Source organism: Haloarcula amylolytica, from assembly GCF_049705545.1.
In the GTDB taxonomy this organism is placed as follows: domain Archaea; phylum Halobacteriota; class Halobacteria; order Halobacteriales; family Haloarculaceae; genus Haloarcula; species Haloarcula amylolytica_B.
This window is the reverse complement of the sequence record NZ_JBNAMU010000001.1, coordinates 2,596,043-2,618,676: the sequence shown is the minus strand read 5'-3', so window position 1 is coordinate 2,618,676 and position 22,634 is coordinate 2,596,043. Positions and strand designations below refer to the sequence as shown.

Here is a 22,634-nt window from a genome sequence, read left to right as displayed (position 1 = left end):
CGTCGTTAGTTCGAGGCGAACTGCCGTTCCCAGTCGGAGATCCAGCCCGAGACGGAGCCCTTCAGTTCGTCATAGCCAAAGGTGACCGGCTCCGGGGGCTCCTGAGCCAGTTCGGCGTAGTCCTCTGGAAGTTCGGCGGATTCGGTTGCCGGGAACTGGACGTTCCGGACGGCGATTTCGCCCTGAATCTCCGGGCGCAGCAGGAAGCTCATGAACTCCCGGGCGAGGTCGGGGGTATCCGCTCCGTCGAAGACCGCCATCCCCTCGGGATTGGCGTAGCCCTGGTCGTTCAGGAAGCGAATCTGGTGTTCCTCCAGGTTGGCGTCGTTCTGGTCCGCGAACACCTGATCGGTTGAGTAGGAGACCACCATCGGGGCTTCGCCGCCCGACCAGGCGCTGTAAGCGTCACTCCACGAACCGAGTACCCGAACGTCGTTCTCTTGCAGGTCGCTCCAGTAGTCCAGATAGCCGTCCGGGCCGAACTGCTTGACCGTGTGCAGCAGGAACGCCCGGCCGGTAGCCGAACTGGCGGGGTTCTGCGTGATGAGGTCGCCGGCGTGTTCCTCGGCCAGCAGGCCGTCGAAGGTCTCCGGCGCTGTGGTCTCCGTGCCGTCGAACACCAGACTGATGTAGCCGGTGTCGTAGGGGATCGCCCGGCCGTCGGGGTCGAACTGCAGGCCCGGTTTGATGTCGTCCTGGCCGGCCACGTCACCGACCTCGGCGAACAGCCCGTCGTCGAGGGTCTCGTCGACTCGGACGAGGTGGTCCGTGTTCAGCCCGAGGTACATATCCGCCTCGATGTCGACGCCGGCGTTCCGGCGCTCGATGTAGTGGTTGACCTCGTTGCTCGGCGTCTGCCAGACGAGGCGGGCGTCGAACTCCTCTTCGAAGCGCTGTTTCACCCACGCGCCCGGACTCGTCGATGGTGAGTCGACGAACGCGCTGTAGGTCCCGACGACGAGCGTCTCGTCGGCACCGCCGGTATCGCCGGTACTCGTCCCCGAGGCGGTTGACTCGTCCGTGCTCGACGCCTCGGTGCTCGCCCCGTCGCTGTCGCCCAGCCCGGCACAGCCGGCAAACGAGACGGATACCGTCGCGCCGGCCGCTGTCAGGAAGGAACGTCTATCCATTACTCCGTGGTCACACCCAGTGGTACTTAACCCCGGTGTTCCTGAATCCTACCGCATCAGCGCCTCAAAGCACCGCAACAACCGTTATTACCCCGCGGTACTGCAGGATGGTGACGGAGTTGTAGACAACGACTGCGAGCGTCACCACGGCGAACAGGGCGAGGAATACCGTCGCGTTGCGCTCGGAGAGCAGTCGCCACCCGGCGACCAGCCACAGCATCGCCCCGAACTTCACCAGCCAGAGGCCCGCCAGTCCGAACTCCGCAAGCATCGCGCTGACGACGACGTTCCCTTCCTGCAGGCCGACCGTGATCCCGGTCATCGTCAGGAGGATGTCCCCGACTGTTGCGACGAGGATGACGGTCCAGAGCACCGCATGGGTGGGCGACAGCTGGTGCCCTCGCCAGCGTGTCATCTCACTCTCGTCTGCCTCTGCGCTCGCTTTACCGGGCATCATCGACATGTTGGACGGCAACGGCATGAACACTCGGGCCAGCCGCGTCGGCGAAGGGACTGTTTTATTTTTGCCGTCGTGGAATCTCCCTATAATGAATCTCGTCGGCAAGTGCCCGCCGAGCCCGGCCGAGCTCGACGCCGCGGCCGACCGGGGCTTCGACAGCGTGGAACTCCATCTCCGACCGCCGGACCTCGACGACGTAGCGGCTACAGCGGCGCGAGTCGAACAGTCACCCGTCTCCGCGGCGTCGGTTCACACGCTTCACGCCCGCCCGGACGACCCGGAGCCGTTCCATCAGAGCGAGGCGCTTGCCGAGCGACTCGACGCCTATCTGGTGGTCCACAGCCAGTACGCCCAGCACACGCACACCGCCCTGCTGGACAGCTACGACTTCGCCGCCCCCTGCGGGTACGAGAACAATCCCGGCGCGAGCCAGTTCTCGCTGGCGAATCTGGTGCTCGACCGCGGCCACGACCTGGTGCTCGATACGGCCCACCTGTTCATGTCCGAGCCAGCGTATCTGGATTCGCTGACAACCCTCCTGAGGGACTACGGCGACCAGATTCGGGTCGTTCACTTCACCGACGGCACAGTACTGGCGGACGGGCTGGCGTTCGGCGATGGCGACATCCCGCTCGAACGGACTGCCGACGTTCTCGATACCCACTTCGACGGGGCCGTCGTCCTCGAAGTGATGCCCGACGACCAGGCCGACGCCCGTCGGCGCGTGCTGGAGTGGCTCGACTGAAATCAAAAGGCAGTGTTTAGTGAGTGAATAGAAGTTACGAACAGCCAGAAAGCCCCGGCTGGCTGAACTCGGGGGCCTCGCTGCGCGCTTCACTCACTACGTTCGTTGCAGTGCTTGCGTCGTCCGCCGTCGTTCAGCCAGCCGCCCCTTTCAATCCCACCCGAGCCGGTTGGGAAAGCTATGCTGGGTGGGACTGAAAGGGGTCGCGTTCTCAGCGAACCCCGGCGAAGTAAGCACCCACTGGAGCGCAACGAGCCGCGGGAGCTGAGAACGCGAGGGCTTTCTGGCTCTCTGCAGTCGTCACTGCTAAACTAAACACCACCGACCGAAACTGACACAGCTTTTTGCTCGTTCGCTTCGAGCGTGGTGGTACGACATGTCACATGACGTTCTCAATCGGGCACCCGACGACCGGATTCAGGCGCTCGATTCAGACGGTGAAATCGTCGACCCGGACCTCATCCCGGACCTGTCCGACGAGGCGCTGGTGTCGATGTACCGCGATATGCGCTTTGCGCGGCAGTTCGACGAGCGGATGATAAGTCTCCAGCGCCAGGGTCGGCTCGGGACCTACTCGTCGCTGGCAGGCCAGGAGGGGGCGCAGGTCGGGTCGACGTACGCGCTGGCCGACGAGGACACCATCTTCTATCAGTACCGGGAACACGGCGCGCTCGTCGCCCGCGGGCTCCCCTGGGAGTACGTCCTCTACTGGATGGGCCACGAAGCGGGCAACGCCGCTATCGGCGACGTGAACGTGTTCCCGCTGAACATCTCTATCGGCGCGCACCTCCCCCACGCCGTCGGGTGGTCGTGGGCGGCAAAGCGAAAGGGCGACGACCGGGCGGGCGTCGTCCACTTCGGCGACGGGGCCACCAGCGAGGGGGACTTCCACGAGGCGATGAACTTCGCCGGCGTGTTCGAGACGCCGACGGTGTTCTTCTGTAACAACAACCAGTGGGCCATCTCCGTGCCCCGGGAGCGCCAGACCGCCAGCCAGACGCTGGCGCAGAAGGCCGACGCGTACGGCTTCGACGGCGTCCAGGTCGACGGGATGGACCCGCTGGCGACCTACACCGTCACCGAGGCCGCACGGGAGCGGGCCGTGGGAGCCGACGGCGGGGAGCAGGAGCCCATCTTCGTCGAAGCCGTCCAGTACCGCTTCGGTGCGCACACGACCGCCGACGACCCGGACGTGTACCGGGACGAGGCGGAGGTCGAGCAGTGGCGCGAACGCGACCCGCTGGACCGCATGGAAGCGTTTCTCCGGAACTGTGATCTGCTGGACGACGAGAAGATCGACGTGATGGACGCCACCATCAGCGAGCGCCTCGGTGAGATCATCGACAACGCGGAGGCCCACGCCGCCGACCCGACGGACCTCTTCGCCGACGTGTATGCCGAGTCAACGCAGAACATCGACGAGCAGCGCGAGTACTTCGAGGCACTCCGAGAGCGCCACGGCGACGACGCCTTGCTGGAGTCCGAGTAGCCGACCGAGCCTGTTATTGTCGTCCCGCCGCTTCCGTCCACTGTGACAGAGTGGACACCGGTGGACCCCGCCGACGCAACGGCCGTTGCACAGCAGCGTGACGAACTGGTCGCAGCGGTCCGTGACCACGCCGGACAGGTCGCCTACCAGCTCGCCCGGCTGGAGGGGGGCGACTACGGGCAGGCGGACATCGAGACCGACCGCGGCGAGTGGACCGTCAAGTACGAGGGCGGCGACCTGGAGTACCTCCGGTTCTCGCCGTCGCGCGGTTCGGACACGTACGTCATCTCGACCAAACAGCCGCCGGAGCCGGAGCCACTGGCCGTCGCGCTCGCCGACTACGACGCCTTCGTCGAGGGGTTCAACGACTACGTCGCGTCGCTCGACGGCGTTCTCGACGACGTGTCGACGGAGTTCCCGGAAATCGCGACGACCGACGGCGTCGTTGCCGAGCGCGACCGCGTCCTCGGCCGCATCCGCGAGATCTGTGACCGGATCGCGCGGGAACTCCAGCGCTACGAGGGTGGCGACTACGGGACCTTCACCGAACGAATCGGTGGGACGCGGTGGGAACTGAAATGGGACACTGACGGGGCGTCGTATCTCCGGGTCGGCGGGAGCAACGGGCTCTATCTGCTCTCGCAGTACGAACCACCCTCGGCAGCCGACATCCGCGAGTACGCCCCGCAGTTCGCGGATTTCGTCGACGCGTACAACGACCACGTCGACGAACTGGAATCGGACCTCGGAACCGTCGAGATCTGAGTCGGAGCAGTCTGTCCTGCTCTCGGTAGCGTTCCGCTCGGTGAGCGTGTAGTGTGTCAATTCGGCCAGCGCTGTCATTTTCGCATAATCGCTTTACTGAAGTCGAATTACCGTAGAATACCACCGAACAATATGTCGGCAGGGTTTTCAGGGGGCCTCACCCAAGCCGGAGGTATGAGTTCGACCGAAACCGTCGACAGTTCGGCTGTTAGCAAAGGCACAATCAGTGATTACGTGGAAGCGATGGGGCCGTCCTGGATCGCTGGCGCAATCGCCGCCGGTCCGGCGACGATTGCCAGCCTCGTCACCGCGGGCGGTGCGTTCGGCTACAGCCTCCTGTGGGTCGTCGTCCTCTCCGCGGGGGCGGGGGCGCTGGCCCAGTACCTCGCGATGCGGCTGGGACTGCTGACCGAACGGGGCATCGTCGCCGTCGTCGAGGAGCACCTCGGCGACGCGTGGGCGTGGCTGCTGGTCGGCGACGCGGTGCTTGCGGCCGGCGTCGCACAGCTCGTCATCATGAAGACCGTCGCCACGGTCTCGGCGACGGTGACCGGTATCGACGCGCGCATCTGGGGCGTCGCCTGGGCGCTCATCCTCGCGGCGGGATTGGCGGGCGGCGGCTACCGGTTCCTCGAACTCGCCGCGAAAGTTCTCGTGCTGCTGGTCGTCGTCGCGTTCGTCGCCAGCCTGTTCGTCGTGCCAATAGACGCCGGCGCGGCGGCGACCGGACTGGTCCCGTCCGTCCCGTCCGGGAGCGCGCTGGTCGCGGCTGGCATCCTCGGCGGCGCGGTCCACATCACGCTCATCACGATGCACTCCTACACGATGCGGGCCCGGGGCTGGACCCGCGAGGACTACGACCTCGCGACGGTCGACGTCGGGGCGTCGATGCTGGTGGCGTTTGGCATCTACAGCCTCGCTATCTTCCTGGTGACGGCGAGCGTGCTCACTTCCGGCGACCTCACGACGGTCGGCGCCGCGGAGGCGCTGGGCCCGCTGGTCGGCGACAGCGCCCGCTGGCTGTTCCTGCTCGGCCTCTGGGGCGCGGCCGTGTCGACGCTCGGCGGAAACACCATCGTCCCGCCGTTCCTGCTCGCCGACAAGCTCGGCTGGGGCACTACTATCGAGGACAGCCGCTACCGCGGGCTGCTCGTCGCCGTCGCGCTGCTCTCCGCGCCCGGTGCGTTCATCGGCGGGAACGTGCTCGGCCAGCTCGTCCTCGTGCTCGCGCTCGGCACCGTCGGCACCCCGTTCGTCATCGCTCTCGTCCTCTACCTCCTGAACTCCGACGCGGTTCCGGAGTCGAACTCGACGCTGGCCAACGTCGGCGGGCTGGCGCTCGTCGCTGTCTCGGGCGGGCTCGCCGGGAACTTCGTCGTCGAACAGCTCGGCGGCGGCATCGGGCCGCTCTCCGGGTTCGTGTTGGCGTTCGCCGTCGTCCTCGGCCTCGCTATGGCCGGCCTCGGCGGGAAGTTCCTCCGGGAGGAACTCCTCGCGTGAGTGGCCTCCAGTTCCCCCTCTCGGGGTCGACGCTCGTTACGGGTCCCTCCAACGCCGGCAAGACGCGGACGACCGCTGCCGCCATAGAGGCCTGGCTCGACCGCGAGGGCACCGAGGGCGTCGTCGTGCTCGACTTCGCGCCCGAACTCGAACAGGATGGGACTATCTTGGGCGGTCGCCTTGACCGATTCATCACCGTGCCGGAGGCGGTCTGGGTCGGCCGGATCGACGCCAGTGCGCCGCGCGCTGAAAGCGAGACAGACGATCAGGCGGTCGCGCTTGCCCGGGAAAACGCCCGCCGTGCCGAGCGACAGATTGACGCGCTCCCGGAGAATCCCCGGGCGGTGTTCGTCAACGACGCGACGATTCCGTTCCAGCATGACCCCGCTGCGGTTAGCCTGCTCACTGGATACTGCGACCGGGCGGACGTGGCTGTCCTCAACGCCTTCGACAGCGACGAACTGGGCGTCGATAATCCGGTGTCCCGGGCCGAACGGGACGCGCTCGATAGACTCCGGCGCTGGGCCGACCGGATCGTCGATCTGTCGTAGCGTCCCGTCGAACGGTGACCGGACGCGTCAGCGGCTGGCTACGACCCGCCGCGTTTCCGGAACCAGACGCGCTCGCCGACCGGATCTTCGTCGTCGCCGATGTCCAGCCGACTGACGAACAGGTCGCGAATGGCCATGGTAACGACGAGTTCAGTCGGCTCGCCGGACTCGTTCTCAACAGTGACGGTACAGTGGCCGTCCTTCTCCGCTATCTCAGCGATTGTGCCGACTGTCCATCGGTCGCGGTGGTGTGACGGCTCCTGTGCGTGAATGCGGTCGTGATTCATAGATACTGCTGTGCTCTCGTCTTACCGGTTCCACTCGTAGAACCACCATGCGCCGCCGAGCACCATCAGGCCGACCCCGAGCGTCGAGGTCGCGGGCTCAGGGATGATGAATAGCACGAGCCCGATGAGTACCATCCCGACCGGTTCGAGTTCGTCGAGATACTGGATGATGTCCATACGCGGTGGTTCACCCGCCTGCCGTATAGAGGTTCGTCCGGCTATCGGGGAGTGAGAATGAACCGGGAACAGCAACTGGCTCAGCGGAAGCGGAACGTTTCGAGGTTCTCCGGCGCGAAGGTCCGGATGTTCTGGTCGTGGTACAGCGACGAGGAGAGGTCCTGTGTCGCGGATTCGTCGCCGTGCACACAGAGGACTTTCTCGGGCCGGGGGTTCATCGTCTTCACGAAGTTTTCCAGCCCCTGTCGGTCGGCGTGCCCGGAGAAGCCGTCGACCGTCTCGACGGTCATCTCCAGTGGGACTTTCTCGCTGCGTCCGCTGCCGCCAACGGGTACCTCGTCTATGCCGCGCTGGATGCGATTGCCGAGCGTTCCCTGCGCCTGATAGCCGACGAAGGTGAGCGTCGAATCCGGGTCGGGGCCGAGTTGTTCGAGCCAGGACATGACCGGCCCGCCGGTGAGCATCCCGGAGGTCGAGAGGATGATACAGGAATCGCCGTCGGCGATCTCCTGTCGCTCCTCGTCGCCGCCGTCGATGGGGTTGAACTGGTCGGCCAGGAACGGGTTCTGGTCTTCGTCGAAGATACGGTCCTGCAGACCGTCGCGGAGATACTCGGGGTAGGTCGTGTGAACGGCCGTCGCCTCCCAGATCATCCCGTCGAGGTGGACCGGCATCTCGGGGATGTCGCCGTTCCGCATCGCCTCTTCGAGAACGAGCATGAGCTCCTGTGACCGCCCGACGGCGAAGGTCGGAATGAGGATCTTCCCGTCGCGGTCGTAGGCGTTCTGAACGATCTGCTTGAGTTTTCGCTCCGAGTCTTCCTGGTCGGTCTGGTAGTCGTTGCGGCCGCCGTAGGTTGACTCCAGCACGAGCGTCTCCACCCGCGGGAAGTCGTTGACCGCGCCGTCGAACAGGCGCGTGTCGTCGTAGTGGATGTCGCCGGAGAAGGCGACGTTGTACAGGCCGTCGCCGACGTGGAAGTGACACACCGACGAGCCGAGGATGTGGCCGGCGTTGTGCAGCGTCAGCTTGATATCCGGCGCGATGTCGGTCACGTCGCCGTACTCCAGTGGGATGGTGTGTTTGATCGCCTCGCGGACCATCTCGGAGTCGTACGGCGGGGTCCGGCCGTCGTCCGCCGCAGTGTCAAGATAATCGAGCGTCAGCAGGCCCATCAGGTCCCGAGTCGGCTCGGTACAGTAGATGGGGCCGTCGTAACCGTACTCGAACAGCAGCGGGACCAGCGCGGAGTGGTCCAGATGTGCGTGGGTCAGGACGACGGCGTCGATACCGTTGGTCCCGGCCCCGAACGCCTCCGGAATGTCCAGATACGGCGTTTCGCCGTTCGAGCCGGGCTTGTTGCCACAGTCGATGAGGATTCGGGTGTCCGGCGTCGAGAGGATGAATGCGGCGCGGCCGACCTCTCGGCAGCAGCCCAGCGTCGTGATGCGGACGTACTCGTCGTCGGACATCGGCTCGCGGTGGATCTGCCGGCCGACGCGTTCGAGGATGTCCCGGCGGTCCTCGCGTTCCTGTTTGAGGAAGTTCCGGACGTTCTCGACTGTCGAGGATTCGATGGGGGGCGTTCGAACGACTTCGGGCGTCCACCCGACCTCTTGCGTGATGTCACGAAGGGTCGAGCCGCGCCGTCCGATGACGACGCCGGGCTTCTGGGCCTGGACGACGACTTCGCCGGTGTCAGTGTGGAAGTTCAGGTCCATGACGCCGGCTTCCTCGGGGATGATCTCTCGAATCGCCTCTTCGGCCTCGGCTGGCGGGGCCAGCACGTCCGGGTCCGGGCGGACCGTGATACGTTTGCGGAGTTTCGACGCGAGCCGGCGAACGAGATCGCTGTTCGCGGCGAACTCCTTCGGGTCCCGCGTGTATATGACGAGTTCCGGTCCCTCGTACGTGACATCCGAGACGGAAATACGGCGCGGGACTTCGTCGTCGATCGTTGCCTTCACGTCTTCGAGTTGCTTGTCTACAGTGCTCATAGCTCAAAACGGGGTGTCATCCCGGTAGCGGGGCCGTCCACGGCTGGTGCGGGCCGACCTGGTGCCGCGGGATGTACGCTCTCTAATAAAGTCATCAGTTATCGGTGAGTTGCCTCCGGACGTGGAGAGATGTCCGGAAAACCGTCCTCTATTTCTCAGTATTCCCCTCGTGTTATAAAAGCCTTCGCAATACGGAGGTCAGGGGCCGGACCGCAGTCACGTGCTGTGTGCCCACAAGCGGTAAACGCACTCCGTGTGAGACACCGCCATGCGACTGACGCCGGACACAGTCCGCGAAGAGTACGAATGGGTACTGGACCGTCGTGGCGACGTCGTCCCGCTGGTAAACGAAACGCGAGCCCATCTCGGGTCCCAGTTCGACGTTGACGTCGAGGCGCTCACAGACGACGCCTATACGGCCGCCATCGACGAGGTGTTCGCCGACGGCGACCGTGCGGTCAACGTCGCCGCGCTGGTCCGTCTGCTCCGAGAGTTGGACGTTACAGGCGATTACCCGGGTTTCATCGTCGACGAACTCCTCGGCCGCGAGTTGGCAGCCATGATCGCCGGTGAGCAACCGCTTCGGCTGCTCGCGGAGGCCACCTTCCACGTCGCGGACGTTCGGACCCACGGGGACGATACGGAGTCGGCCGGCGCTGACGACCTCGACGCCGCGCTCGCGGCCGGGGTCCAGACGCGGGCTCCAGGCTGGCCGTGGCAACAGACGGAGAGTCCGTTCGCCGTGGAGTGAGCCGTGGTCCTCTCGCAACCGAACGACTGTCCGAGGCGGTCAACCCCCGGAAAACGAGAACGAGGGCGTTGTCAGGAATGCCGTCTCGTACCCCTCGTGGCGGGACACCTGTGGCGGGGCAACGACTTCGACACCGACAGACGGCTCTTGGGCTGTTGTCTCGACGATTGCGCCGTAATGATACCCGAGTTCGGGATGGACCCCAGCGGTCAGCGCGTCATCGAACACCTGCTCGCTGTCGGCCTCAACGCTCCCGTCGAGGGACATCATCGGGAGGGGAACGCGGTTGTACGGCGTCCGAGCCGAGACGGCCAGATACGACTCACCGTCGGCAAGGAACGCAGCGTCCCGGAGCCACGTGACGGCATACACGCCGTCACTTCCCTTGTCCGTCCCGAGAACTGTCCCGGGCAGAGACGACACTTCGGGGACCTGCGAGGTCGGCATCATGTCCATGTTCATCAGGTCGACCGCCGCGCGTTCGCCCTGTGAGTCCGGGAACTCCTCGAAGGAGAGCTGGTCGCGGGTGCTCTGTGCGAAATCAAATTCGACCGTGGCCTCGCCGGCCTCGCCGAACCGCCCGTCGAAGGCCCCCAGTCGGCGTTCGCCCATTCCGTTGACGCGGACCGAGAGCTGGTAGACGCCGTCCCCGTCGAGGGCGTAGTTGTCGCCGTAGTGAAAGCCCATGTTCTGGGATATCATCGGCCACGGGGACTTGTCGGCGACCGTCTCGCCGTCGCGCTCGATGGTGATCGAGAGGCCGGCAGAAACCGGGAGCACCATCTCGGTCTCGGGGTCCCAGATGGTCGCCATCAGGTGGATGCTGTCCTCGCTCCGGATATCGACCTTCTCGGCTGTCGTCCCGGTTACCGTCCAGAAGCGGTGGGGAAAAGAGTAGCTCAGCCCGATCATATAGTCGCCCGCCTGCGCCATCCCGGCCATCCCCATCTCCTCGGCGTGGGTGGGGCGGTACGTGGCGTCGGGGCGGTTCTCGACCAGCGGGGGTGCGCGCGTCGACTGGGAACTCAGAGAGCCACACCCCGCCAGGACCGTCGTGCCGGCGAGGCCGGCACTGGCGAGGAACTGTCGGCGATTCATGGACCGCCTTTGGAACCTCATCTGAAAGACCGTTCTGGTACGATAGCCGAATGTCGCGGCGAGACCTAAACGGCACAAGAGACTTGCCATCGGCCGGTGCAGTTCCGGCCGTGCCCTCCACAATTGCCCGCATTGCGGTCCTCTGTTTCGTCGTCCTAACCGCAGGCTGTTTCGGTGCGCCGTCGCCGGGGTCACCGGCCCCGGAAGAAGCAGCGACGACCGCTCCGCCCCCAACGGGGACCGTCGAGTTCCGAGACGGTCCGAAGGACCCGCCCGACCGGCCCGCGACACTGAACGAGTCCTCAGTCCGTGAGTTCGTGTTCGAGTACCAGTACCGGAGTGTCTACAACGGTCTGTGGCAGGGCGAACACACCGAGATGACCCTCGGCTGCCGCGTCGACAACGTTACCGAGCGGTCGTGGGGGTACGATGCCGTCGTCACGTGCACGGGGTCTTCGACGACTGACCCGCCGGCCGGCTCAACGGCGACGGAAGGCCCGATATTCGACTACTTCACCCAGTCGTACCGCTACAGCGTCAGCGCTGACGCCCTCGCTCGTGAGTCAGTCGAGAACCGCGACTCGGTGTCCTGACATCCGGATCGACTCAGGCTGGGTCGGCCGGCGGGAGCGCCCGTAGCGAGCGCGGCGGGAGCAGGTAGTTCCCGCGTCGTCTGACCGTCATGTACTGGAGGATGCCGTTGTTCACCCGCTGACCAACGGCGGAGTCCTCGGCCACGTCGGTCCCGTTCATCGCCTGTTTCGTCTCGACGAAGTCGGCGATAGACCGCTGTAGCGAGAGGAAGTGGACGCTCGCCTCGCCGCCGTCGGTCGAGTCGAAATCGCGGCGGAGGAGCAACGGCGAGTCGTCGTCCCTGGCGCGTGAGAGCTTCTGCGAGTGGCCGACGACACCCTCTCGGCGGCCGCTGTCGACCACGTCCTCGGGACACTCGTCGATACCGCTGTCTGTGCCGAGGTTCTCGCCGACTCCCTCGACCTTGTCTTCGGCGGCGTGGGCCGGACAGAACATCTTCGAGACGCGCTGGTCCCGGGAGTCCTGTTCGTACCACTGCTGGAGTTGCAGCCGGATTTTCGAGAGGTGCTGGGTCGCGCCGCCGGCGAACGGCCCCGAGTCGACCGTCACGCGGTCCTCGGACGCCTGATTGCCCTCGAACCCGGATTTGAACCCCATGAACAGCGGGGCCTCCTCGGGGACCGGCTCGGAATCCGGAATCCCGTCCGCATCCTGGTGCTCGGCGGGGAGGCCGGCCCCGACGAATCCCGTCCGGCGCTCCGCCTCGCGCAGGACGCCCTCGAAAGTTGTAGTCATCTCGTGGTCGTTCGCGGCCTCTCGATTGCCTTTCAGCGCTTCTTCGGCCTCGATAACGACCCGCTCGTCGTCGCTGGCGAGGTGCAGCAGGGCGTCGGGCGTGTCGAGCTCGGGGTCCTCGAAGGGAGCGAGCGCCGCCGGGTCGGGCAGCTCGACACCGGCCGGGTCCGACTCGAAGCGGTCGAAGTAGGCCGGGCTGTACCCGAGCGTGAACAGCAGCCCCTCGTTGCTCCACTCGTAGGCCTGTTCGAGGTCTCGAAGCGCCGTCTCGACCTGCTCGCGGTCGGCATCGGTCGGCGTCCCGTCGGCGGTGTAATCCAGCAGCAGAAGGACGTGATGGCGCGACAGGCGGTGGTTCCCCGCGTCGTCAGTCGCCAGCACCTCGTTCCAGGCGTGCTGGCGCTCCGGCAGCGACGAGGGGTCGTCGGTCCCCTCGGGCACCGTCCCCGACCCGCGGTCGAGACAGGCGGCCAGCGCCGCGGTGCCGCCGATGGCGACGGCGCTCTTGGCGAACTCGCGTCGGGAGATCCCGCGTTCAGTCATCACCCGCCCTAGGGACTGCCCGTGCAATTGGGTTGTGGTACGGGACTCGAAAGCGGTGGCTCCGCCGTACGGTCGTCGTGCTACCCGCTCTCGAAAAGCTGATCGAGTAAGCGGGTGAACCGGTCCGATAGTCGGTCCGGGACTGTGGGATCGACCGCCGCGAGCAGTTCGACCGTCAGGTCAGGCCGACAGAGCGCCAGCGTCACCCGTCCCTTGTCTCGGCGTTTTTCGACGATATCGTATTTGACCAGGCCATCGAGGTGGTGTTCGAGCGTGCTCCGGGCGATATCGAGGTGGTCGGTCACCTCGCTGGGGCGGGCCGCCCCGCGCCCTATGAGCGTAACGAGGATATCTCTCGCCGTCTCTCGCCGGAGGAAGGCGATGGCGTGGCGCTCCCAGGGGCCGAACGACGCCGTGTAGTAGTGCGTACGTCCGTTGACCGACTCGCTGGTAATGCGGTCAAGTCGGGCCAGGTGGTACTGCACCTGTCCCGTTGCGAGGTCCAGCGCCCGGGTTAGTTCCCGAAAGTGAACGCCCGGATGGGACTCGATGTGCCGGTAGATGCGGGCTCTGGTGTCGCTCATAGTCCCTCCTCGTCGAGGCGTTTCTCGATCGTCCGGGCGTAGTACACTGCGCCGAGGACGAGGACGACAAAGAGGGTATCGAGCGCGTGTTCGAGGAAATGGTGTGTCGGTGCTGATACCAGTGAGAACCCGGACAGCAGCGCGATGAGTGGCCGGGCGAACAGCGCAGTGAGTGCCAGAGCAATCAACAGATACGGACGCGTCCTGCGCTGTCGGTAGGCGGTTACGGCGAGTCCACACAGGACTGCCACGGCCACGGCAGAGAGGACGACGACGGCGGCGATGTCCCAAGTCTCGCCGCCGAAATAACCACCCACACTGGGTAGTTTCATCACAGTCTCGGTTCGAAGCCAATACCCCTCAGTCGTTCGGTTTTGCGCGACTTTTTTATCGGACCGCTGAGACGTGGCGGTATGGACTGCATCGGCTTCATCTGCGAGCCAGAGCATCCGGTGTTCGGTGCCGTCGCAGAACGGCTCTCCGCTCGGGGGTTCGACGTCCAGTTCCTCCGCCCCGGAAACCCGGTGTCAGAAGCCGATATCGACGACCTGGCCGCGCTCGTCAACACAACGCTCCGGCCGGAATCGTTCAGCGCCCTTCGCTACGCCGACAGAGTCGGGGTCGAAACGTGGAACGGGTTCCTGCCGACGACGGCGCTGTCCTGCCGACTCGTCGCCCTTCACGGGCTGGAACAGGTCGGCTGTCAGGTACCGACCATCTGGTTCGAAAAGCCCGACTGCGACTACATCGCTCGGACCCGCTACTCCTGGGACGGTGTGCCGGCCGACAGCGACGAGGGCGATTTCTACCAGGCCTGTGTTCGGGAGGAGCCGGTCGAGTACAAGTACTTCGCCGTCAACGACGGCCGCGAAACCCATCTACGAGCGATTCAGGTCCGGTCGGAAGTCACCGGACTGGACCACGTCATCAGCGAGGAAACCGTCCAGGTGACGCTTGCGGCCCGCGTCCGGGAGTTGCTGGACCGCTTCGGTGCGCGGGCACTCTGCGTCGAGTTCGTCGAGAGCGAATCGGAGTTCTACGCGCAGGCTGTCGACCCCGCACCGGGATTCACCGGGACGGGGATGGAACGCCGCGTTGCCGACTCCATCGCCTCGCTGACGACCATCGGTGCCTGAGTGTCGGCGTCGCCGAGTGCGTTCGACGACGCTTGCTCTGTTACCAAGGCGCAAGATTATACAGGGTCACCGACGTGGTAGCGACCGGAGCCTTACATGAGCACGTTCGTCCATCTCATCGCGGACTACGGCCCGGCCGACCCGGCCTTTTCAGAGGTCGTCCACCGACTCACCGCCGCAGACCCGACCATCTCCGTTCAGTCGACCGAAGTCCAGCCGTTCTCGACGGTCGCTACCGGGTTCTGGATCGCACAGCTCGGCGTCCACAACCCCCCGTTCGACGACCTGCTGATTTACTCGAACACCGCGCCACGGACCACGGAGTCAACGCCTGAGCGGGCGGACACAGGCGGCCCCCTGTGCTATCTCGAACTGGACAACGGCGTCCCCGTCGTCGCCGTCGACGCGGGCCACAACCTCTCGTTTATCGCCGACCGTGCGACGGTCTTCCGCGAAATCGAGCTCCCGGCGGACACCGGCCAGTTCCGCTCGCGGGACGTGTTCCCGCGTCGGGTCGCCGAGATCGCGAACGGGAACCGCTCGTCGCTCGGTGCGGAGCGGTCCCTCGACGACGTGCCGGCCCCGCCCGACTCCGTGGTCTGTCACGTCGACGGGTACGGGAACGTCAAGACCTCTATCCGGAACTCTGAGTTCGAACCGGGGAGTGACACAGTCGCTGTCGAACTCAACGGTGAGTCCCGTGAGGTCGTTGTCAGGGCTGCTGTATCGGACGTTCCGGAGGGGTCCCTCGCTATCGTCCCGGGGTCGGCAGGTGGCGGCGATCCGTATCAGGAGCTGTTCCTTCGCGGCGGGTCCGCGGCGGCGGCCTTCGGTAATCCGGAGCCCGGCGACGAACTCAGCATTCGAGCGATGCGGGCCTGAGACCGACCGATGGGCCCGGTGCCGTGGAACACGACGCAGAACTTGTCCGATCGGCGCGCCAGTCCCACCACCCTTCGGGGAGTTTATTAGCGCCGTGGGCCACGACACACCTAATGAGTGGCGAGCAGGAACTCGGCATCACCGAGAGCAAGGAGCATTCACCCGGCGAGTGGTACGCCGAGGTCGTCCAGAAGGCCGGCCTCGCGGACTACGCCCCCATGGGCGGGTTCATCGTCACGCGCCCACGTGGCTACGCCATCTGGGAGCGAATCCAGAACAACCTCGACGGCTGGTTCAAGGACACCGGCGTCCAGAACGCCTACTTCCCGCTGTTCATCCCCGAGAGCTATCTGGAGAAGGAGAAAGACGTCGTCGAGGGGTTCGACCCCGAGGTCGCGTGGGTGACCCACGGCGGCCACGAGGAACTCGAAGAGCGCCTCGCCGTCCGGCCCACCAGCGAGTCCATCATCGCGCCGTTCATGGCCCAGTGGACCCGCTCGCACCGGGACCTCCCGATGCGGCTGAACCAGTGGTGTTCGGTCGTCCGGTGGGAGGCCACCGAGACGAAGCCGTTTTTCCGCACCAAGGAGTTCCTCTGGCAGGAGGGCCACACTGCCCACGCAGACGAGGACGGCGCGTGGGAGGAGACGATGACACGTCTCGACCAGTACGCCCGCCTCTACGAGGAGGTCATGGCGATGCCGCCGCTGAAGGGACGGAAGCCGCCCCACGACAAGTTCCCCGGAGCACACACCACGACGACTATCGAGACGCTGATGCCGGACGGCAAGACTGTGCAGGCCGCCACCTCCCACTACCTCGGGACCTCGTTCGGTGAGGCGTTCGACATCACCTATGCCGACGCCGACGAGGAGGAGAACACGGCCCACACGACCTCCTGGGGGCTGTCCTGGCGCGCGATGGGCGCGCTCATCATGACTCACTCCGACGACCAGGGGCTCGTGCTCCCGCCCGCGCTCGCGCCGGATCAGGTCGTGGTCGTCCCCATCTGGCAGGAAGAGAACAAGGACGAGGTCATCGACTACGCTGCTGACCTCGCCGCCGAACTGGACGAGGCCGGTGTCCGCGTCGAACTCGATGACCGCGAACACCGCAATCCCGGCTTCAAGTACAACGAACACGAACTCCACGGCGTTCCCCTCCGGGTCGAAATCGGTCCCCACGAGGTCGAGGACGGCGAGGCGACGCTCGTCCACCGCCCCGACGGCGAGAACGCCACGGTCGACCGCGAGGGCATCGCCGAGACGGTCGAGGAGCACCTCGACACCGTCCACGCCAAACTGTACGCCAGCGCCGAGGAGACGCTGGAGGGCGAAATCCGCGAGGCCGAGTCCCGCGAGGAGATCCTGGGCACCATCGGTCAGCACGGCGGCTACGTGAAGTGTGGCTGGTGTGGCGACGAGGACTGCGAGGAACCGATCAAGGACGCTATCGCGGCCGAGATCGTGATGGTCCCGCTTGACCGCGACGAAGAGCCGATTCACGACGACTGCGCTATCTGTGGCGAGGACGCCGAGGAGACGGCGTACTTCGCGAAGAGCTACTGAGGTCCGCTCCCGGCAATCGGTCCGGAACCGCATCGGCTTCTGTTTGACTTTTTTGTACGACGCTCTTAATGTACGTTCGCCAGACAAGCGACTGGGATAGATGACTACCGACCGAAGGAAGGATGGGGTCGGGGAGCGTGTGACATTTTTCTCCGTGCCCCCGATGAGCACTGCTGTCCCTATGTATATAAATCGCCGTCAGACTACAGTCATACAAACGCCAAACGGCGAACAGATACCGTCGTGGGTACCGTAGTTGTGCCGGACATTCTGGTCATCAGTGCGGGGTCAGCAGTCCTGTCGGCACCGACCAGTTAGAGTTCGCCCCCGGGGAACGGAAGTGAGTCTGACGAGGCGGCGTACATACACCGGCCGAGGAAATATATTAAGACCTTATATATTTCTCTGTCACTGGAATCGATAGATATCCGGAACCAACACGGTTATGTCACGCCCTATGTTATCGACTGGCATGGACGACGTGTTTGTCGGACGAATTATGTCATCGCCTGTAACCACTGTTGCCGCCGACGCGAACGCGAAAGCGGTCGCCAAACGAATGATCGACGAGAACATCAGTTCCGTCGTTGTCGTCGACGCCGACGGGGAGTTGTCGGGGATTCTCACCTCGACTGATTTCGTCGAAATCGCCGCAAAGGGTGGCGATACGACCGGCCTAGACGTTTCCGAATTCATGACGACGGACCTGGTTACAGTGACGGCAAACGACCCCGTCGAGACGGCCGCAACCCTGATGCTGGACCACGGTGTCCACCACCTCCCTGTCGTCGACGAGACGGAAGGTGTGGTCGGAATGTTAACGACTACTGACATGACTGCCTACGTTTCGGGTATCGAGCAGTCGGCTGCGCCGATGCTCGGCTGAACACCATGTGAACCGCCAGCCTGCGGACATCCGCTTATAAACCATGATACAAATCGAACAATCGTTATAAATATATATGCCTTAATGTGGGGTTAAACAACACTAATACCATTAGGATTACCCTCTTATAGTGGCATACCTAGGCGTGAAACACATGGTTGAGCGACAGACAGGTCTCTCTGCAGGCGAAGCCGGGCTTGCAGATCCCACGGACGAGCGGTCGAACTGTGGTGTCGGGGTCGTCATGGACCTCGACGGCCAGAGCGACCACTGGGTTGTATCGGACGGACTCGAACTCCTCGACAATCTCGAACATCGAGGGACGACAGGTGCCGAGCAGGACACGGGCGACGGGGCGGGCATCATGCTCCAGATTCCACACGAGTTTTTCGCCGACGAAGTCGACGCCGACCTGCCGCCCGCCGGCGAGTACGCCGTCGGCACGCTCTTTCTCCCGAAGGACGACGACGAGGTCGCGGAGAGCCTGAAAGATCTCGTCGAGGCGGAACTCGCCGCGGAGGGCCTCGATGTCCTCGACTGGCGCGACGTTCCCACAGACAACAGCGACCTGGGCGCGACGGCGCTGGAATCGGAGCCCGCCATCGTTCAGTTTTTCGTCACCTCCGCGACGGGCAAGACCGGCGACGCCTTCGAGAACCAGCTGTACGTCGGCCGTCGGTCGCTCGAAAACACCGTCGAGGAAGAGAAACCGCCGGGTCACGAGCGCTTCTACGTCGTCTCTCTCGCAACCGATGTGGTGGTGTACAAGGGCCTGCTCAAGGCCGAACAGCTCGAAGACTACTACCCTGACCTCGAAGACGAGCGGATGCAGTCGACGTTCGCGATGGTCCACGCCCGCTTCTCGACGAACACGCTGGGCGCGTGGCACCTCGCTCATCCGTACCGCCGTATCATCCACAACGGCGAGTTCAACACCATCCAGGGCAACATCAACTGGATGCGCGCTCGGGAGACTGACATCCAGAGCGACGAGTTCGAGGGCGACTTGGAGAAGATCAAACCGATCATCGACGACCCCGAGCAGTCAGACACTGCGAGCGTCGACAACGCGCTCGAACTCCTGCTCCAGGGCGGTCGCGACCTCCCCCACGCGCTGCGGATGCTCATTCCAGAAGCCTGGCGCGGCGAGATGAACGACGTGACCGGCGACCGGCGTGACTTCTACGACTACCACGCCTCGCTGGTCGAACCCTGGGACGGCCCGGCGCTCGTCGCAGCCACCGACGGCGACCGCATCGGTGCCGTGCTGGACCGGAACGGCCTCCGCCCGTGCCGTTACGACGTGCTGGAGGACAACACGCTCGTGATGTCCTCGGAAGCCGGCGCGCTGGAACACGACGCCAGCGAGATTCAAGAGCGCGGCCGGCTCCAGCCCGGCCAGTGTTTCCTCGCTGACCCCGAAGAAGGGCGTGTCATCCCTGACGCCGAAGTGTTTGACGACATCACCGACGACAAGTACGGCGAGTGGGTCGCCGAGGAACAGGTCGATCTCGGCGACGTCGCCGACCGCGAGGACAACGCGCCCCGCGACCCCACTGACGCGCTCCGGAGCCATCAGGCCATGTACGGCTACACGTACGACGAGGTCGACCACCTCATCGAGCCGATGGCCGAGAAAGGCAAGGACCCCGTCGGCTCCATGGGCGACGACACGCCGCTGTCGGTACTCTCGCAGTTCAACCGCCCGCTTTTCACCTACTTCAAGCAGCTGTTCGCCCAGGTGACGAACCCCCCGCTCGACTACATTCGCGAGGAGCTCGTCACCTCGCTGGAATCGCGGCTGGGCTTCCAGCGGAACATGCTCGACGAGAGCCAGGACCACGCCCGCCAGCTCGTCCTCGACTCGCCGATCCTCACCGACGAGGAGACGGCGTCGATCAAGGACCTGGACGCGAACGACATGTCAACGAAGGTCCTCGACATCACCTACGAGAAGGGCGGCGACCTCCGCCAGGCTGTCGAGGACGTGCGAGCCGAGGCCGACGCCGCTGCCAAGGAACACGATATCATCGTGCTCTCTGACCGGACAGCGAGCGAGGACCGCGTGCCGATCCCGAGCCTCCTCGCGGTTGGTGGCGTCCACCACCACCTCGTCCGCAACGGCCTCCGCAACCACGTCGGGCTCGTCATCGAGTCCGGCGACCCGCGTGCGGTCCATCACTTCGCGACGCTCATCGGCTACGGGGCCGGCGCGGTCAACCCCTACCTGGCTTACCAGACCATCGAGGACCTGGTCGCCGGACCGGACGGCGCGGACCTGGCCGACGCTATCGACGCCTACATCACCGCCGTCGAGGACGGCCTCCTGAAGACGATGGCCAAGATGGGTATCTCCACGGTCGAATCCTACCAGGGAGCCCAGATCTTCGAGGCCGTCGGCCTCTCCTCGGACTTCGTCGCCGAGTACTTCGAGGGGACGACTTCCCGGACTGAGGGAATCGGCATCGAGGAGATCGAGGACGACCTCACGCAGCGCCACGACATCGCCTGGAGCGAGGAGGAGCCGGAGATGCCCCGCCAGGGCGAGTACGAGTTCCGTTCGAACGGCATCCACCACCAGTGGAACCCCAACACGGTCGGCAAGATCCAGCAGGCTGTCCGGATGGGCGACTACGACACGTACAAGGAGTTCGCCGAACTGATCAACGACCAGAACGAGGAGCTCCAGACGCTGCGCGGCCTGCTGGAGTTCGACTCCGACCGCGAGTCCATCCCCATCGAGGACGTCGAGCCGGTCGAGGACATCGTCGAACGGTTCGAGACCGCGGCGATGTCGCTCGGGTCGCTGTCGCCCGAGATGCACGAGAACAACGCCATCGCGATGAACCGGCTCGGGGCCAACGCCAACACCGGCGAGGGCGGCGAGCCGCCGGAGCGGTTCGACACCGAGAAGGAGTGTCTGACCAAGCAGGTCGCGTCCGGCCGCTTCGGCGTCACTTCCGATTATCTCGCGTCGGCGGACGAGCTACAGATCAAGATGGCGCAGGGCTCGAAACCCGGCGAGGGCGGCCACCTGCCCGGCAAGAAGGTCAACGAGATGATCGCCCACGTCCGGTACGCGACGCCGGGCGTCGGCCTCATCTCGCCGCCGCCGCTGCACGACATCTACTCCATCGAGGACCTCAAGCAGCTCATCCACGACCTCAAGGCCTCGAACCCCGAGGCCGACATCAACGTCAAGCTGGTCTCCGAGGACGGCATCGGGACTATCGCGGCCGGCGTCGCCAAGGCCAACGCCGACGTGGTCCACATCTCGGGCCACGACGGCGGGACCGGCGCGTCGCCGAAGACCTCCATCAAGAACGCCGGCCTCCCCTGGGAGCTCGGTGTTTCGGAGGCCAATCAGATGCTCCGAGCGACCGGCCTGCGGTCGCGCATCAAAGTCACCACCGACGGCGGCATGAAGACCGGCCGCGACGTGGCCGTCGCCGCCCTGCTCGGTGCTGAAGGGTACACCTTCGGGACCGCGTCGCTGGTCACCTCCGGCTGTGTGATGGCCCGGCAGTGCCACGAGAACACCTGCCCGGTCGGCATCGCCACGCAGAACGAGAACCTCCGCGAGCGGTTCCCCGGCGAGCCACAGCACGTTATCAACTACATGACGTTCGTGGCCCAGGAGCTGCGCGAGATCATGGCCGAACTCGGCTTCGAGACCGTCGAGGAGATGGTCGGCCGACCGGGCGTGCTGGCACAGCGCGACGACGTGTCCCAGCCGAAGGCCCAGAAGCTCGACCTCTCGGGGGTCATCGCGGAGCCGGCCGACAACGACGGCCGCTACAAGCAGCGCGAGCAGACCCACGAGGTGGACGAACAGCTCGACTGGGACCTCATCGACGCCGCCGAGGACGCTATTTACCAAGGTGACCCGGTCGCTATCGACACCGAGATCAACAACGTCGACCGCGCGGTCGGGGCGACGCTCTCGAACCGCATCTCCCGCGAGCACGGCGGCGACGGCCTCGCGGACGACACCATCCGGGTCGACTTCGACGGCACGGCCGGCCAGTCCTTCGGCGCGTTCCTCGCACAGGGCGTGACGATGGAGCTGACCGGGACGGCCAACGACTACGTCGGCAAGGGCCTCTCCGGCGGGAAGCTTATCCTGAACACGCCGGACCAGGCCCCGTTCGACCCGACGGAGAACATCGTCATCGGCAACGTCGCGCTGTACGGCGCGACCCAGGGCGAGGCTTACGTCAACGGCATGGCCGGCGAGCGCTTCGCCGTCCGCAACTCCGGGGTCAAAGGCGTCGTCGAGGGCGTCGGCGACCACGGCTGTGAGTACATGACCGGCGGCGCAATCGTCGTGCTGGGCGAGACCGGCAAGAACTTCGCGGCCGGGATGTCCGGCGGCGTCGCCTACGTCTACGACGCTGACGGCACCTTCCACGAGAAGGCAAACACCGGCATGGTATCGCTGTCCGATACCCTCGAAGGGAAGGACCGCCAGATGATCACCCGACTCGTCGAGAACCACGCCGCCTACACCGACTCCGACCGCGCGGCGGACCTGCTCGAAAACTGGGACGCCGAGCTGGAGAACTTCACGAAGGTGATGCCCGACGCCTACGCCGAGGTCATCGCCGACCGCGAGCGCGACGACGTGCGCAACGAGCCGCCGGCCAAGGCCGCTCCGAGCGCCGAAGCCACTGAAGCGGATTTCGCCGCCTCCACTGACGACTGAGACTTCGCTATCGGAGACGGCTAGCTGATTTCGACGTGCCGTTTTTTGATG

Annotated in this window: 21 protein-coding genes; 12 read left to right on the top strand and 9 right to left on the bottom strand. The window is 65.1% G+C overall.

Annotated features, from left to right (window positions below; translation table 11 throughout):
- Positions 1–5: 5 nt before the first annotated feature.
- A complete protein-coding gene (locus tag ACOZ4H_RS13650; protein ID WP_424329794.1) occupies positions 6–1,130 on the bottom strand; it encodes a thiamine ABC transporter substrate-binding protein in 1,125 nt (374 codons plus the stop codon).
- 64 nt (positions 1,131–1,194) lie between these two features.
- Positions 1,195–1,584, bottom strand: coding sequence for a DUF5658 family protein (locus ACOZ4H_RS13645; RefSeq protein ID WP_424330371.1), 390 nt, complete (start codon positions 1,582–1,584; stop codon positions 1,195–1,197).
- Positions 1,585–1,678: 94 nt separating this feature from the next.
- On the opposite strand from ACOZ4H_RS13645, the gene ACOZ4H_RS13640 reads away from it, so the two are divergent.
- From ACOZ4H_RS13640 to ACOZ4H_RS13620, 5 genes are all read left to right on the top strand, one after another.
- On the top strand, positions 1,679–2,335 hold the full coding sequence (locus tag ACOZ4H_RS13640; protein WP_424329793.1) for a sugar phosphate isomerase/epimerase family protein: 657 nt from the start codon (positions 1,679–1,681) through the stop codon (positions 2,333–2,335).
- Positions 2,336–2,711: 376 nt separating this feature from the next.
- A complete protein-coding gene (pdhA, locus tag ACOZ4H_RS13635; RefSeq protein WP_424329792.1) occupies positions 2,712–3,824 on the top strand; it encodes a pyruvate dehydrogenase (acetyl-transferring) E1 component subunit alpha in 1,113 nt (370 codons plus the stop codon).
- 60 nt (positions 3,825–3,884) lie between these two features.
- Complete coding sequence (locus ACOZ4H_RS13630; RefSeq protein WP_424330370.1) at positions 3,885–4,589, top strand: hypothetical protein; 705 nt, start codon at positions 3,885–3,887, stop codon at positions 4,587–4,589.
- Between the two features lie 174 nt (positions 4,590–4,763).
- The gene (locus ACOZ4H_RS13625) at positions 4,764–6,089 is read left to right on the top strand and encodes a divalent metal cation transporter (RefSeq protein WP_424329791.1); all 1,326 of its coding nucleotides are present in this window, start codon (positions 4,764–4,766) and stop codon (positions 6,087–6,089) included.
- Positions 6,086–6,640, top strand: a complete 555-nt coding sequence (locus ACOZ4H_RS13620) for a hypothetical protein (RefSeq protein ID WP_424329790.1) — start codon at positions 6,086–6,088, stop codon at positions 6,638–6,640. Before ACOZ4H_RS13625 ends, ACOZ4H_RS13620 begins: the two co-directional genes overlap by 4 nt.
- Before the next feature lie 38 nt (positions 6,641–6,678).
- Here ACOZ4H_RS13620 and ACOZ4H_RS13615 read toward each other — a convergent pair whose 3' ends face one another.
- From ACOZ4H_RS13615 to ACOZ4H_RS13605, 3 genes are all read right to left on the bottom strand, one after another.
- Positions 6,679–6,927, bottom strand: coding sequence for a hypothetical protein (locus tag ACOZ4H_RS13615; RefSeq protein WP_424329789.1), 249 nt, complete (start codon positions 6,925–6,927; stop codon positions 6,679–6,681).
- A 21-nt stretch (positions 6,928–6,948) separates the two neighbouring features.
- Positions 6,949–7,104: a hypothetical protein gene (locus tag ACOZ4H_RS13610; protein ID WP_424329788.1), complete on the bottom strand. Its 156-nt coding sequence runs from the start codon at positions 7,102–7,104 to the stop codon at positions 6,949–6,951.
- A gap of 80 nt (positions 7,105–7,184) precedes the next feature.
- On the bottom strand, positions 7,185–9,101 hold the full coding sequence (locus ACOZ4H_RS13605) for a beta-CASP ribonuclease aCPSF1 (RefSeq protein WP_424329787.1): 1,917 nt from the start codon (positions 9,099–9,101) through the stop codon (positions 7,185–7,187).
- A gap of 268 nt (positions 9,102–9,369) precedes the next feature.
- On the opposite strand from ACOZ4H_RS13605, the gene ACOZ4H_RS13600 reads away from it, so the two are divergent.
- Positions 9,370–9,852 (top strand): hypothetical protein, encoded by a 483-nt coding sequence (locus ACOZ4H_RS13600; RefSeq protein WP_424329786.1) that lies wholly within the window; start codon positions 9,370–9,372, stop codon positions 9,850–9,852.
- 39 nt (positions 9,853–9,891) lie between these two features.
- Here the strand turns inward: ACOZ4H_RS13600 and ACOZ4H_RS13595 are convergent, their stop codons facing one another.
- Positions 9,892–10,950, bottom strand: a complete 1,059-nt coding sequence (locus tag ACOZ4H_RS13595) for a DUF7350 domain-containing protein (RefSeq protein ID WP_424329785.1) — start codon at positions 10,948–10,950, stop codon at positions 9,892–9,894.
- A 110-nt stretch (positions 10,951–11,060) separates the two neighbouring features.
- Here ACOZ4H_RS13595 and ACOZ4H_RS13590 point away from each other — a divergent pair, with 110 nt between their 5' ends.
- Entirely contained in the window at positions 11,061–11,543 is a 483-nt protein-coding gene (locus ACOZ4H_RS13590; RefSeq protein ID WP_424329784.1) for a hypothetical protein, read from the top strand.
- 13 nt (positions 11,544–11,556) lie between these two features.
- Here ACOZ4H_RS13590 and ACOZ4H_RS13585 read toward each other — a convergent pair whose 3' ends face one another.
- The 3 genes from ACOZ4H_RS13585 to ACOZ4H_RS13575 all read right to left on the bottom strand — a co-directional run bounded on the left by ACOZ4H_RS13585 (position 11,557) and on the right by ACOZ4H_RS13575 (position 13,738).
- Complete coding sequence (locus tag ACOZ4H_RS13585) at positions 11,557–12,822, bottom strand: DUF7405 family protein (protein ID WP_424329783.1); 1,266 nt, start codon at positions 12,820–12,822, stop codon at positions 11,557–11,559.
- An 80-nt stretch (positions 12,823–12,902) separates the two neighbouring features.
- Positions 12,903–13,406, bottom strand: a complete 504-nt coding sequence (locus tag ACOZ4H_RS13580) for a winged helix-turn-helix transcriptional regulator (protein WP_424329782.1) — start codon at positions 13,404–13,406, stop codon at positions 12,903–12,905.
- On the bottom strand, positions 13,403–13,738 hold the full coding sequence (locus tag ACOZ4H_RS13575; RefSeq protein ID WP_424329781.1) for a DUF7471 family protein: 336 nt from the start codon (positions 13,736–13,738) through the stop codon (positions 13,403–13,405). The genes ACOZ4H_RS13580 and ACOZ4H_RS13575 overlap by 4 nt, the downstream gene beginning before the upstream one ends.
- A gap of 81 nt (positions 13,739–13,819) precedes the next feature.
- Between ACOZ4H_RS13575 and ACOZ4H_RS13570 the strand changes: the two genes are divergently transcribed.
- From ACOZ4H_RS13570 to gltB, 5 genes are all read left to right on the top strand, one after another.
- Entirely contained in the window at positions 13,820–14,542 is a 723-nt protein-coding gene (locus tag ACOZ4H_RS13570) for a hypothetical protein (RefSeq protein ID WP_424329780.1), read from the top strand.
- A gap of 96 nt (positions 14,543–14,638) precedes the next feature.
- Complete coding sequence (locus tag ACOZ4H_RS13565; protein WP_424329779.1) at positions 14,639–15,424, top strand: SAM hydrolase/SAM-dependent halogenase family protein; 786 nt, start codon at positions 14,639–14,641, stop codon at positions 15,422–15,424.
- Between the two features lie 113 nt (positions 15,425–15,537).
- Positions 15,538–16,992, top strand: coding sequence for a proline--tRNA ligase (proS, locus tag ACOZ4H_RS13560; protein WP_424329778.1), 1,455 nt, complete (start codon positions 15,538–15,540; stop codon positions 16,990–16,992).
- A 472-nt stretch (positions 16,993–17,464) separates the two neighbouring features.
- Positions 17,465–17,878: a CBS domain-containing protein gene (locus tag ACOZ4H_RS13555; RefSeq protein WP_424329777.1), complete on the top strand. Its 414-nt coding sequence runs from the start codon at positions 17,465–17,467 to the stop codon at positions 17,876–17,878.
- 154 nt (positions 17,879–18,032) lie between these two features.
- On the top strand, positions 18,033–22,583 hold the full coding sequence (gene gltB / locus ACOZ4H_RS13550) for a glutamate synthase large subunit (protein ID WP_424329776.1): 4,551 nt from the start codon (positions 18,033–18,035) through the stop codon (positions 22,581–22,583).
- Positions 22,584–22,634: the final 51 nt, after the last annotated feature.

Excerpts from the sequence above, each read along its gene's own strand:
- ACOZ4H_RS13585 (WP_424329783.1), bottom strand. The coding sequence starts at position 12,822 with ATGACTGAACGCGGGATCTCCCGACGCGAGTTCGCCAAGAGCGCCGTC.
- ACOZ4H_RS13570 (WP_424329780.1), top strand. The coding sequence starts at position 13,820 with ATGGACTGCATCGGCTTCATCTGCGAGCCAGAGCATCCGGTGTTCGGT.
- proS (WP_424329778.1), top strand. The coding sequence starts at position 15,538 with ATGAGTGGCGAGCAGGAACTCGGCATCACCGAGAGCAAGGAGCATTCA.
- ACOZ4H_RS13600 (WP_424329786.1), top strand. The coding sequence starts at position 9,370 with ATGCGACTGACGCCGGACACAGTCCGCGAAGAGTACGAATGGGTACTG.
- ACOZ4H_RS13595 (WP_424329785.1), bottom strand. The coding sequence starts at position 10,950 with ATGAATCGCCGACAGTTCCTCGCCAGTGCCGGCCTCGCCGGCACGACG.
- ACOZ4H_RS13555 (WP_424329777.1), top strand. The coding sequence starts at position 17,465 with ATGGACGACGTGTTTGTCGGACGAATTATGTCATCGCCTGTAACCACT.
- ACOZ4H_RS13580 (WP_424329782.1), bottom strand. The coding sequence starts at position 13,406 with ATGAGCGACACCAGAGCCCGCATCTACCGGCACATCGAGTCCCATCCG.
- ACOZ4H_RS13565 (WP_424329779.1), top strand. The coding sequence starts at position 14,639 with ATGAGCACGTTCGTCCATCTCATCGCGGACTACGGCCCGGCCGACCCG.
- ACOZ4H_RS13575 (WP_424329781.1), bottom strand. The coding sequence starts at position 13,738 with ATGAAACTACCCAGTGTGGGTGGTTATTTCGGCGGCGAGACTTGGGAC.
- ACOZ4H_RS13650 (WP_424329794.1), bottom strand. The coding sequence starts at position 1,130 with ATGGATAGACGTTCCTTCCTGACAGCGGCCGGCGCGACGGTATCCGTC.
- ACOZ4H_RS13610 (WP_424329788.1), bottom strand. The coding sequence starts at position 7,104 with ATGGACATCATCCAGTATCTCGACGAACTCGAACCGGTCGGGATGGTA.
- ACOZ4H_RS13615 (WP_424329789.1), bottom strand. The coding sequence starts at position 6,927 with ATGAATCACGACCGCATTCACGCACAGGAGCCGTCACACCACCGCGAC.
- ACOZ4H_RS13625 (WP_424329791.1), top strand. The coding sequence starts at position 4,764 with ATGAGTTCGACCGAAACCGTCGACAGTTCGGCTGTTAGCAAAGGCACA.
- ACOZ4H_RS13645 (WP_424330371.1), bottom strand. The coding sequence starts at position 1,584 with ATGCCCGGTAAAGCGAGCGCAGAGGCAGACGAGAGTGAGATGACACGC.
- pdhA (WP_424329792.1), top strand. The coding sequence starts at position 2,712 with ATGTCACATGACGTTCTCAATCGGGCACCCGACGACCGGATTCAGGCG.
- gltB (WP_424329776.1), top strand. The coding sequence starts at position 18,033 with ATGGTTGAGCGACAGACAGGTCTCTCTGCAGGCGAAGCCGGGCTTGCA.
- ACOZ4H_RS13605 (WP_424329787.1), bottom strand. The coding sequence starts at position 9,101 with ATGAGCACTGTAGACAAGCAACTCGAAGACGTGAAGGCAACGATCGAC.
- ACOZ4H_RS13640 (WP_424329793.1), top strand. The coding sequence starts at position 1,679 with ATGAATCTCGTCGGCAAGTGCCCGCCGAGCCCGGCCGAGCTCGACGCC.